Origin of the sequence: Candidatus Cloacimonas sp. (assembly GCA_039680785.1) — a bacterium.
Lineage (GTDB): Bacteria > Cloacimonadota > Cloacimonadia > Cloacimonadales > Cloacimonadaceae > Cloacimonas.
In genome coordinates this window covers 1-12,262 of the sequence record JBDKSF010000043.1, presented here as the reverse complement: position 1 = coordinate 12,262, position 12,262 = coordinate 1, and the positions used below count along the sequence as shown (strand labels likewise).

9 protein-coding genes are annotated in these 12,262 nt (G+C 37.6%); 4 read left to right on the top strand and 5 right to left on the bottom strand.

Annotated features, from left to right (window positions below; genetic code table 11):
• Nucleotides 1-4: 4 nt before the first annotated feature.
• Together ABFC98_02725 and ABFC98_02720 are read right to left on the bottom strand one after the other, a co-directional pair.
• Nucleotides 5-376 (bottom strand): response regulator, encoded by a 372-nt coding sequence (locus tag ABFC98_02725; protein ID MEN6444942.1) that lies wholly within the window; start codon nucleotides 374-376, stop codon nucleotides 5-7.
• Nucleotides 373-1,941, bottom strand: a complete 1,569-nt coding sequence (locus ABFC98_02720) for an ATP-binding protein (GenBank protein MEN6444941.1) — start codon at nucleotides 1,939-1,941, stop codon at nucleotides 373-375. The genes ABFC98_02725 and ABFC98_02720 overlap by 4 nt, the downstream gene beginning before the upstream one ends.
• Nucleotides 1,942-2,408: 467 nt before the next feature.
• On the opposite strand from ABFC98_02720, the gene ABFC98_02715 reads away from it, so the two are divergent.
• Genes ABFC98_02715 through manA form a run of 4 tightly spaced genes read left to right on the top strand, consistent with a single transcriptional unit; the run spans nucleotide 2,409 to nucleotide 7,752 of the window.
• A complete protein-coding gene (locus tag ABFC98_02715) occupies nucleotides 2,409-3,800 on the top strand; it encodes a hypothetical protein (protein MEN6444940.1) in 1,392 nt (463 codons plus the stop codon).
• Nucleotides 3,801-5,108: a GDSL-type esterase/lipase family protein gene (locus ABFC98_02710; GenBank protein MEN6444939.1), complete on the top strand. Its 1,308-nt coding sequence runs from the start codon at nucleotides 3,801-3,803 to the stop codon at nucleotides 5,106-5,108.
• 2 nt (nucleotides 5,109-5,110) lie between these two features.
• Nucleotides 5,111-6,574 carry an MBOAT family protein gene (locus ABFC98_02705; protein ID MEN6444938.1) on the top strand — a complete coding sequence of 488 codons (1,464 nt, stop codon included), beginning with the start codon at nucleotides 5,111-5,113 and terminating at the stop codon, nucleotides 6,572-6,574.
• Between the two features lie 11 nt (nucleotides 6,575-6,585).
• Nucleotides 6,586-7,752 carry a mannose-6-phosphate isomerase, class I gene (gene manA, locus ABFC98_02700; GenBank protein MEN6444937.1) on the top strand — a complete coding sequence of 389 codons (1,167 nt, stop codon included), beginning with the start codon at nucleotides 6,586-6,588 and terminating at the stop codon, nucleotides 7,750-7,752.
• Here the strand turns inward: manA and ABFC98_02695 are convergent.
• From ABFC98_02695 to asnB, 3 genes are all read right to left on the bottom strand, one after another.
• Nucleotides 7,749-9,344 carry a hypothetical protein gene (locus ABFC98_02695; GenBank protein MEN6444936.1) on the bottom strand — a complete coding sequence of 532 codons (1,596 nt, stop codon included), beginning with the start codon at nucleotides 9,342-9,344 and terminating at the stop codon, nucleotides 7,749-7,751. The genes manA and ABFC98_02695 overlap by 4 nt on opposite strands.
• A gap of 94 nt (nucleotides 9,345-9,438) precedes the next feature.
• Nucleotides 9,439-10,323 (bottom strand): hypothetical protein, encoded by an 885-nt coding sequence (locus ABFC98_02690; GenBank protein ID MEN6444935.1) that lies wholly within the window; start codon nucleotides 10,321-10,323, stop codon nucleotides 9,439-9,441.
• Nucleotides 10,320-12,262 (bottom strand): asparagine synthase (glutamine-hydrolyzing) (gene asnB / locus ABFC98_02685; protein ID MEN6444934.1); only part of this gene is annotated, 1,943 nt, incomplete at its 5' end. The genes asnB and ABFC98_02690, both read right to left, overlap by 4 nt.

Below are 12,262 nucleotides of genomic sequence, written 5' to 3'. Positions count from 1 at the left end.
ATAACTAAATTTTTATCAGATATTTTTCAATTTCAGCTACAAAAGTGTCTGGATTGATTGGTTTTTCTATGTATGCATCAGCTCCAGCTGCCAGAGCTTGTTCTTTATCACCAACCATCGCGTAAGAAGTTACCGCTATAATGGGAATGGAATTGATTTCAGGATTTTTTCTCAATTCCCGAGCAACTTCATAACCATCCATACCGGGTAGCTGAATATCAAGCAAAATTGCATCCGGCTTTATTCTCTCTAATATTTCGATGCCTTCGGGTCCTGAAGTCACGCCCTCTACTTCATAACCCTGATTTTCCAGTAAATAGCGCATAAGATACATATTTTCCGGATTATCTTCAATGATTAAAACCTGCATTTTCATCCCATCTCCTCTTTTAAATATGGTATAGTGACCGTAAAAGAACTTCCTTCACCCACAGTGCTATCCACGGTTATGGTTCCTCCCATTTTGTCTATTAAGCGAGCACAAATGTTCAAGCCCAAACCGGTTCCTTCATATTGACGAGTTAGTCCTGAATCTATCTGACGGAAAGGTTGAAATAATGTATCCATATTTTCTGCGGAAATACCTATGCCCGTATCCTGAACTTGGATAACACATTTCCCATTTCTTAAAAAGGTCTTTAACTTTATATAGCCCTTTTCGGTAAATTTGATCGCATTACTTAGCAGATTCAAAATCACTTGTTCCAACCTGCGTTTATCACTATAGACCTGTAAAATTGGGGGTGATATATCAGTTTCCAATCTCAGACCTTTCTTTTCTATCTGAGGCATAATAATTTTTAGGGTTTTTTCTATGGACTCATTCAACCAAAATGATTCATAATGCAGTTCCAGTTGACCGGCTTCAATTTTGGAAAGGTCTAAAATGTCGTTAATCAAATCCAGCAGATGATGTGCACTGTTCTGAACTATATTAAGCTGTTTATGTTGCTCTTCATTTAAGGGTCCTGGAAGTTCTTGAAGTAAAATGCCCGTAAATCCGATTATGGAATTTAGGGGAGTGCGTAATTCATGTGACATAGTAGCCAGAAATGCCGATTTTAACATATCGGCTTCTTGAGCTTTCACCATTGCTTTTTCCAATTCTGCCGTGCGTTCAATAATTCTTTTTTCCATTTCCAGATTGCTTTCTCGCAATTCTTTGGTGCGAATATTGACCTGATGCTTTAAAATGATGCCATATATAGTTGTTAAAATTAGGGCTAAGATGATTACGGAAACGGTAATTTTCAACCAAGGAGGAAATTTAAAGCCCTCTTCGTGAGAAATCCAGCGTTGCAAAGAAGTATAATATGTTGACTTGGGCAGATGTTTCATTGTTTTCAAATGTTTGTCTATCGCTGCCAGCAAATCACTATTTCTACCTTTGGCTGTGGCAAAAAATAAAGTGGAAGGTTCAAAAACGATTCCGGTATTTTCCAGACCATATTGTTTGAAATGCCTTCTGCCAAATAAATAATTGGAGACGGCACAATCTGCTTTACCTTCAGCTACAGTTTGAAAAGCGGCGTCAAAACTATGAACTTTTACCAGCTTAGTAGTGAGGTCAAAACCTTTTATCCAGGACTCTATTGTTCTTTGCTGAACGGATTTTTCCAGAACGGCAATTGAATGATTGTTTAAATCAAGCACCGAGTTTATTTCCATCCCTTTGCGAGCATAAATTTCAGACCAAGAGGAAAGCACTGGTTCTTTATGAAAGTCCAATACTTTTTCCCGTTCAGGAGTAATAGCAACATCAGGCATAAGGTCTATATCGCCATTTACGGTCCGATAAAATATGGCGTCAAAACTGCCCTCATAATATTCTAACTTCCAGCCCTCTTTTGCGGCAATGTCCTCCAAAATATCTATAAAAATACCTGCAGCTTTGCCTTCTGAATCAATGAACATCTTGGGTTCATTGGGAGAAATTCCCACTTTTACGGTTCTGGATTCGGAAATAAGAAAACTCGAATATAAAAGACATAGAAGGATACAACATATTCTTTTCCAATATGACGCCTTCCCCGTCTTAGAGAAGTTACCATTAAATAGCATTACTTCTTACCAACCTTATTGACAATCCATAAGTTACCTATCTAATACTATAAAAATACTTAAGAAACATCCCAATTGAAACTGGAGTAAAGGATATTCCACAATTCTTGCATCTCTATAAATATAATAAAGCATAAAAATAAAAAAACCAAATAAATCTTGACGATTGACTGCTATCTAAAAATTGGCTTCTATAATCTGGAAGAATAGTTACTTGTAATTTCGCCGCTATAAGAATTAGATAGTTTCCGTAAAGGTGTGCGGTTACTGATGATGCTTGTGATGGGATTCTCGCTGATATTAACCTTCTGGATTGCTTAAAAAAAATACTGTATGCTTAGGTGGATATGAATAAAGCTTTCATCAGACCTCTTATTTTAGTGGCATTGGCTGTAATCTTGGTAGAAATTTTGGCAAGATTGATTCCTGCCTCCGATAATAAAATATTACCGGTAAAAAAGCTTGCTTGGCTGGAATCGTTGGAACCGCAAAAAACACTGGAAGCTGCCGATACTACAATAGTAAAAGAAGCAATTGCTATTCCCAACGATTTATTGCCTTTACAGTCATTTATAGCAAGGATGAACAATCCCGCGGAAAATTTGAGGATTGCCTATTATGGTGACTCCATTATTGAAGGGGATTTAATAACGGGAAAATTGCGCCAGGAACTACAATCAACTCATTCTGGATCAGGCATCGGAATGGTGGGAATTACTTCCATCGTTGCTGACTTTCGCCAAACGATCAAACATACTTTTTCGCGCAATTGGGAAAGCATTTCATTTATGAGTTCCGGAAAGAAAACTGTCCCTCTGGGAATAACAGGATATACATATATTCCCCGCAATTACTATCTCGCGGAAAAAGTGATAGAACCCTTGCAACTTGATAGTTTAGCCGTTTCTGATACTGCCCAGGTAGCAAGCCCAAAACCACAAAAAGAAAGCGCCCGTTTTTATGTTCACTACAATCCTTGGGTAGAATATGCCGCTTCAGCTGTTCCAGGAGGAGCTACTAATTTTAAAAAAATTCGGCTTTTTTACAGTTTGGGAACGGACAGCAGTTTTGTAAAGGTCTCTTATGATGGAGCGCCTTCTATTAAACGCTTTTTAAATAGCCAACTCGGAGTTCAAGTTTTAGACCTCAGCCCAGTAAATACCTGTAAAAAAATTCGGCTGGAATTTAGCGCTTACGATCCCTTACATCTTTACGGAGTTAGTTTTGATGAGCCACAAGGAGCTTATGTAGATAATTATCCTATTCGAGGTTATTCCGGAATGTATTTTCAACGGATCGGATCGGATATTTTAACTCAATTTCAACAGAATCTTCATTACGATTTGGTTGTCCTTCATTATGGCATAAATGTATCCAACTATAAAATTAGGAATTATGGCTACTATGAAAGGGGTATGATAAGAAGCATAAAACACATACAAAATGCTCTTCCGGGTGTTCCGATTTTGCTAATCAGCGCCCATGACAGAAGTATTAAACAGGGGTCTGAATATATTACTTCTCCCGATATTCCTTATTTGGTTACAGCTCAATCACGCATTGCCAAAGAAACTGGTTGTGGTTTTTGGAATCTATTCACGGCAATGGGAGGAGTAAGTTCTATGCCCAATTATGTAAATCACAAACCGTCTTGGGCAGGAAAAGATCATACTCATTTTACCAAAGCAGGAGCGGATCATATTGCTGAAATGCTTTTGGCATATTTGAAAGGAAGATAATTGGCACACCGTTATTATATCGCTGTTTGCATTTTAGTTCTTACTTTTATTTTATTGCTTTCAAGTAGCAATGCAGAAGATAAAGACACTTTGGCAAATGGCGAAGAACTTTTCACCGAAGAAGAATATCCTTCCGATATGGATACTCTTGAGGAATTCATTCAAAGCTACTACCTGCTTTTGGAAAGTAATGAATACTTAAATCAATTCAAATTCCTGAATCTGGATAAAAACCACTTTTCCGGCGATAAAAAAGCACTGAAAGGTCTTTATGAAAAATTGCTGGAATTGCGCAGCGGATTAAGAGATAAAGTAACAATCTACCAAATTGGCGATTCCCATATTCAATCCGGTTATTTTTCTGGAACGGCAAGAACCTCATTGCAAAAATATTTTGGCAATGCCGGAAGGGGTCTGATTTTCCCTCTCCGTTTGGCAGGAACAAATCAACCAGACGATTATAAAATTACAGCCAGTGGTTCTTTCAATCGCAATATTGCGGAACACGGATTAAGCGGTTTTGCGCTTAACATAAAAGAAGGCAGTTCTTTGGAAATAGCAACCAACAATTTTTTTGGAGGAGACAACAGGTTCAGCAAATTATCTATGTTGACCTCCCTGCCCGGTTTGAGACCTGTAGTGGAATCCCCGGTAGGGGAAACCCAAGAACTATGTTTTAAAACAGGTAATTATTATTACAGCAGCGTTTCCTGTGAAAAACCAGTTTCTTCTCTGAAAATTTCTTTGGCGGGGGAATCATCCATTCTGTATGGACTGTGTTTGGAAAATGAAAAACCAGGGTTACTATATCACTCTTCAGGAATCAACGGCGCCGGTTTTTACACCCTGCAGGGACAATCCGCTCTGTTTGAACAGATTGGTTTTTTAAAACCCGATTTAATTGTCATCTCCTTAGGGACAAACGATGCCCAGGGAAATTTTAGAAATGATGTTTTCACCCAAAATCTTACGGCTTTTATGCATAATTTAAGACAGTATAATCCTGAAACACCTGTTCTTTTTACTCTGCCGCCTGATTCTAACAAGTGGGGTAAACATAATGCTGATCTGGATAAAGTGGAAAACATCATTATTAACTATGCCAAAAATAATCAATGCGCTTGGTGGGATTTGAGTGCCGTAATGGGAGGAAATAACAGTGTTCAACAATGGAGAACTAATCAAATGTCTGCCAAGGACTTGCTTCATTACACTCCCAAAGGATATATGCTGCATGGCTACCTCTTTTATCAAGCACTAATAAAAAGTTACAAAGGTCTCAGTGAAAAAGCAGGACAAAAGCAATGACGATGCCTCCCGTAATTCAAAATATTATTAATAGTTTTGCCTACGATCCACAACAGCCATTACTGTTTCATAGCACTTTCTTTCTATTTTTCTTCATAGTTGTTTTACTATTTTATCCTCTGGTAGTGAATAAAGTAAAAGTCCGCACTTGGTATCTGATGCTTGTCTCTTTGTATTTTTATTACAAAACCAGCGGTAGTTTCTTAATTTTATTGTTAGTTACTTCTCTAATTAACTATGGTTTGGGCGCTCTCATCTACAATGCCAAGAGTAAGGCAATGAAGCGTTTTTATATCTGGATTAGTGTTTTTTGGAATTTGGGAACTTTGGGCTATTTTAAATATACCAATTTTCTCATCACAACCATCAATCAGATTTTCGGAGGCCAATTACCTCTATATGACATTATTTTACCCGTAGGAATTTCCTTTTTCACTTTTCAAACCTGGAGTTATACTCTGGATATTTATTTCGGAAAGCTGGAACCGCTTAAGAGTTTCGTGGATTTCACTTTTTTCGTGTCTTTCTTTCCGCAACTGGTGGCAGGACCAATTGTCCGAGCAAGCTATTTTATTCCCCAAATTCATAAGAAGCTAAGTTTAGACAAGGATACAATAGCCAAAGCGCTGGTGTTAATATTTTCCGGTTTACTCAAAAAAGCCGTGATTGCGGATTATCTATCCATCAACTTTGTAGATCGCATTTTTGAAAATCCAGCTCTTTTTTCCGGTGTAGAGAATCTTTTGGGCGTTTATGCCTATGCTTTACAAATTTACTGTGATTTTAGTGGGTATTCAGATATCGCGATTGGGTTAGCTGCCTTAATGGGTTTTTCTTTGCCAGTAAACTTTTTAACACCCTATCGAGCAACTTCGGTAACCGATTTTTGGCGGCGTTGGCATATTTCACTTTCCTCCTGGCTAAGAGATTATCTTTATATACCTTTGGGGGGAAACAGAAAAGGCAAACCCAGACAGTATTTAAATCTTATGATTACTATGCTTTTAGGTGGTTTGTGGCATGGGGCATCCTGGAATTTTGTCGTTTGGGGTGGAATCCATGGCATCGCTTTGGTTCTGGATAAAATGATTCTAAAGTTAAAAATTATGCAAACCAAAGTGATGAAATATGTGGGCGTGATAGTAACTTTCCATTTTGTTTGTTTTGGCTGGATATTCTTCCGTTCTCCCGATTTTTCCGTCGCTTGGTTAATTTTGAAACGCATTTTTACTGATTTTCACGGAAATATATTCTTCCAATGGATCAGTCAATATCATATATGTGCTGTTTTAATTTTGCTTGGGTATATATTTCACTGGATGCCAGAAGGATACAACAATTATCTGGAAAGATTCTTCCGGAAATGCCCGTTGGTTCTACAATCACTATTGTTAGCATTTCTTATCTGGGTTCTCTTTCAGTTTCGTTCGGCGGCTATCCAACCTTTCATTTATTTTCAATTTTAAGGAGATGATTTATGCCTTATCTAATTAAACCCTCGTTAAAGACATATTCCTGGGGTGATATAAAATACATCCAAGACCTGATTAGTGAACCCGGAATAATTGGTAAACCATTGGCAGAAGCATGGTTTGGCGCTCATCCTCAATCACCCTCTTTTGCCATAACCGATCAAGGTAACATACCTTTGGATATGTTATTGCGAGATAATAAAGAAACTATGCTGGGAAATGCCATCAGTGATAATTTGCCTTTCTTATTCAAGGTCTTGGCAGCGGCTGAACCACTTTCTCTGCAAACCCATCCAGATGAAAAAACAGCTGAAAATGGTTTCCGCAAAGAAGAAAATGCAGGAATTCCTTTATCTGATCCCCAACGCATTTTTAAAGACCCCCACCCTAAACCGGAACTTATTTGTGCGCTTACTCCTTTTATTGCAATGTGTGGATTCAGACCTTATCAGGAAATCATTCGCAATTTTACAGTGCTAAAACTAAACGCTGTTTGGCAATCATATAGCTCTTTCGAGAAAAAACCTTCTCAAAAAAATCTGAAGCTTTTATTCAGTCAAATTATGGATAGCAATTCAGCACAGTTAACTCAATTTTTTGCTGCTATGGAAGAATGTAAAGAGTCAATCAGCCCCAAACTTAAGTTTACTTGCCAGATTTGTAAACATTTAAACGAATTTTACCCAAACGACAGCGGTGTTATTAGTCCGCTTTTGTTAAATACTTTTACTCTCCAACCGGGTCAGGCGATTTTTCTGGAAACGGGAATTTTACATTCTTACATTCAAGGTGCAGGAATAGAAATTATGACCAATTCTGATAATGTCATTAGGGGAGGGCTTACTCCCAAACATATAGATAGGGATATCCTTTTTTCCATCACTCGTTTTGAACCCTATCTACCACGGGTTTTACACCCTCACTTGAAAATGAATGAACTCATTTTTTATCCTAATCCTACGGAAGATTTTCGCCTTGCGCGCCTTTTACTGGATGGCAATTATATTTTGGACAGCCAGTATAAACCCTTGCTGGTTTTTTGTTTTAGGGGCTCTCTGAATACGGAAAGCGGCTTTACTTTAAATAAAGGACAAGCAATGTTTGTCCCCTATGGAGAAAAAACAATCCGTATGTCCGGAACCGCAGATCTTTATATAGCTACCGTCGGTTAAAATTGAAATTCCACTCCAAAGGTTAAAGTTTCCATAATTTCATCGCTGCCTTTAATTCTTCCGTCTCCATTGATATCTGTGTAAAATTCACTATAGCGTCCCACCAGATTTGCATTTTCAGAAATGGCATAAACCAATCGGCCTAAAATGTGTGAGTTATCATTACGGAGATACTTAAAGTTTAAGTAGTTTGCATTAGTTTGTGAATAATAAATGGTTGCTTCTTTCAGCTTGGGAACCATTGCCGGATTTACTGTTATGCTGCCCCAGAGCGATTTACCCAAATTGGTATTTTTCCCATACATATCCTGGTAGGCAATTTTGGCGAACATAAAATTGAATAAATCGGCTCTTAAATAACCAAACCAACCTAAGGATGATTCAACCTCATTCAGGGTTTCTTCCTTAGTGGTTAAAAACCAGTATTGACGGCCACTTTCATCTAATGTAATATGTTTCACTTGAGCTCGTTGTTGGTCATACTGGTTGTCAAAATAACCAGGCAAGAATTGATCGCCAAAATTTCTAAATTCCAAGTGGGCATCAAAGATAAAGAATTTACTGCTAAATCCGGGAAAAACCATTCCAGACCCATAGCCGTCAATTTTGGCTATTTCACCATAATTGATCAGGTTAAAGCGATCGGTTTCAATTAAAGGCAATTGGTAATCGGCGCTGTAAATGATGATTTCGTTCTTTTTACTATAAGCTGCTGCACTATCAGGAAAAACAATTGTATCCAAATTATAGCCCTGAGCGATATTTTCAATACCAGGGAAATTTTGTGCCACGAAAGGATTATAGTCCGGATGATCCAAAATTCCGTCCCCGTCGATGTCTATATCGTCATTATCGGCAATATGATCATTATCGGTATCTAAATATCTGGTTTTATCCTTGGGAAATTTATCGTAAACATCCGGAATGTTATCATCATCATCATCTTCATATTTGGCAAACTGATCGCGATCTATGCCAGCATTAACACCTAAACGCATTTTACTTAAAAGAGGAATATTGGTAGATGCCAAAGGTTGAATATGAACTCTACCGGCTAAGATCTCATTTTTATATACATTATGCGTATATGCTTCAAACCCCAAACCTGAGATGGAAGTATTAATTCCTACATAGCCACCTACATTTTTAACATTTGGATAGAGCGTCATATTGGAGTAATTATTGAAGATCAAGCCATTGCCCAAAGTATAGTCCGGAATGCTGCCAATTTTAAAAAAGAAAGGATCATTGCGTTGAGCAAATCTGATATACAATATCTTATTCACAAAATCCTGCCATTCATCCCAATCCTCTTTTCGCACATTGCCTTCCGAATCAATGATTAAATCAATATCCAAACCAACTCCAAATTTTCCCAGCTGCAATTCCGGTTGTAAACGAATTTGAGAGTAGGTCTGATTATCAATTGTAATGGATCCGACAGCTCCACCCATTCCCCATTGCGTTCCTTCTGGATTTTCCGTTTCTGTTTCAGACATCGGGTCACCCGGGATCACAGTTTCGTTATTGTTTACCTGCCCCAATAAAAACACAGGCAACAAGATCGCTATGGCAAATAAAATTTTTCTCATCTTTTTCTCCTTTAGCTATAGAGTTCTTTATTTCATAATAACCGCTTATGATTAAATGTCAAGCAGAATCGTGTTTTCAGACCTGCTTTATGCATCAGTTCAACAACATATCCAGAATATTTACAGGTAAAGCATCCTGATAGGAATAGGGCTGATTTATTTGCATTCCCAAGGCATCAATATTCACTTTACCTTTCACGCTGTATTTAATTTCTCCTTGAAAAGCTCCTTTCACCGCTCCCAAGATAGATTTCAAATTATTTAATTTAAACACCATTACGCCGTCTTGCGAAAAAATATTTTCGTTGAATTTCAGCTGATTTTTCAGCTCTCCCTTGCCCGCTAATTTATCACTGATATAAATATCTGCCGGAAAGCTCTTTAAATTAAAAGTAAGCCCATAAGGATTCAAAACGATAAAATGGATATGCAATTCCGTTTCGCCAATGCCTATTTTTTCCACGGTAGTTTTAGTGATTTTAAATAAACTCTGACCATTAGCCGTGAATTTGGGAATGATTTTCTGCAATTCTTCCTTCATATCCAATTCGTAGGGCTCATCAAAATTAAATGTTTTACTCATTCCCATAATTTTCCCGTGACCTTTGCCAGTAATGAAAAACGGCACTTTCTGATCAAGAGAACTAACCATTTTCACTACTGGACGGGTTTCCAACTCAACCGTAAAATCCAAACAAATACCTGACTTTTTGGGTATTTCCACCATATTTTGGAGCGTAGCCGTTCCCACTTTTTGGCGGTCTTTATTCAGCAGTTCTACATTTAATTTATCCAGTTTTAGTTTGTAACAATTAGGATTATTGACCATTAGCGATATTTTTACCGTGCTTAAATCAGGAGTGATGGAAACAATTTTAACATCTTGAATTTTGGTAACTGTAGGGCTTTTAAAAAGTTGGCAAGAACAAAGCGATATAAGCAGCAGCCAAAACACTATGAACTTAAAGAAATTTTTCATATATTTCCTCCTAAAGGGCTATCCACAAATTCTCTGAACCACAATTCCAGAGCAACAACATTAAATAACATTTCCGCTTGGCTGTTATCTCCAGCTAAGTATTTATGCCACTGATCATTAATCTTGGGCAAATGCCAAATCCCTCGCTGCCTGAAATCACTACCATTAAAAATATCATTAATAAATGATTTTAGTTCATTTTTCATCCAGACCTGATAAAAGGGCGAAGAAAAAATACCTTTATCTTGGCGTTTATATATCTCTTCCGGAATCAATTCTTGCATTGCAGATCGATGTATCACTTTCGTATAGGGAGGGTTAACTTTAAAACGAGAGGGCAGAGAAAAGACAAAATCCACCAAACGATAGTCCAAAAAAGGAACTCTGCTTTCCACTGAATTCGCCATCGCCATCCGATCTTCAAAATGCAACAATGTTTGAAGAGAAGTGTTATGAATCATATTATAGAGAAAATTGGAAAGTCGAGATGCCTTAATATCGCTTATCTTTTTTAAAATTTGTTCTCCACACGCATTCTTTGTTTCCTTAGTAAAAGCACGATTAAAGGGCTCAAAACGGTAATAAGAAAATTCCAGATTATAGAGTGATGATTCTGGTAGAAAAGTGGAAAGCATAATTTTGCCCAGTTTGGGAAATGCTTTATTGTCTTTTTGCAAATATCCGGGCAGTTCTTTTCCTAATTTACCTATTTGCATACTTCTGATCAAATCGGCAAAATAGCGATATAAAGAATGTCTGTATCCCGCAGAAATTTCATCGGAACCTTGTCCCGAAAGCAAAACCTTTATTCCTTGTTGATGCGCTTCTTGCAAAACAGCATTTTGGGATACAAAGCCAGCCGCCAAAGGGAGATCGTTATAATAAGTTAATTTTTCCCAACCCTCTATGGCATCTTCCGCTTTAGGACAAACCAAAAATGACTGGCAAGAGGTCTGTTGCACGATTTTTTCTATCCATTTGCGTTCATCCAATTCCGGAGGATAAGCATAATAGGAAGAAAATGTCTTTATGGGTTTATTCTTTTTACGCACTACAGAACAAACAATAGCTGAAGAATCCATCCCTCCGGAAAGAGTAGCTCCAATTTCTACATCACTGCGCAATTGTAAATCAATGGAATCCAAAAAGATGCTTCTATATTGTTCAACTGCCTCGTTAAAAGATAGCCGCGAACTTTCCAAATTGGCTATGTCTATATCGTAATATGGAGTTATATGAAGTTTACCATTGGTTACAATCAAATTATGCCCGGGTTTCAAACAGCGAATATTTTGCCAATAGGTCTCATCTTCATAAACAAGCAAAGAATTTATCTTCATACTACGCCAAATCATTGCCTGATTTAAGTTTTTGTCTATAGGAGTTAGCAAAAGCTGTTTAACTTCACTGCCCCAATATAAAATTCCATCCTGAACTGCATAATAAAAGGGTTTTATGCCATAACGATCACGACTGCAGAAGAGCATATTTTTGTTTTCGTCCCATAAAGAAAATGCCCACATTCCGTTAAAATGCTGCACACAATTCTCACCCCAAAAGTGATATGCCTTGATAATCACTTCCGTGTCACTATTGCTGAAAAATTTATAACCCTTTGCCTTAAGTTCTTCCCGCAGTTCCAAATAGTTATATATTTCGCCGTTAAAACAAATTGCTATGCCCAGTTCTCTATCAAACATCGGCTGATGGCCAATTGGCTTCAATTCCAAAATGCTCAATCGCCGAAAACCCATTCCTAATATAATATTTTCTAAGCCAGCATAATTATCCTGTGCTTTCCCACCTTGCTTTGCCCAAAAATTAGAATCATTCGTCAATATAGGATATAGAGATTTTATTTCCGCGGTTGAATCTACTCCTGAAAAAGATCTTACGCCCTTTTTATCCTTTAGCAAATAGCCCTCATCATCAGGACCTC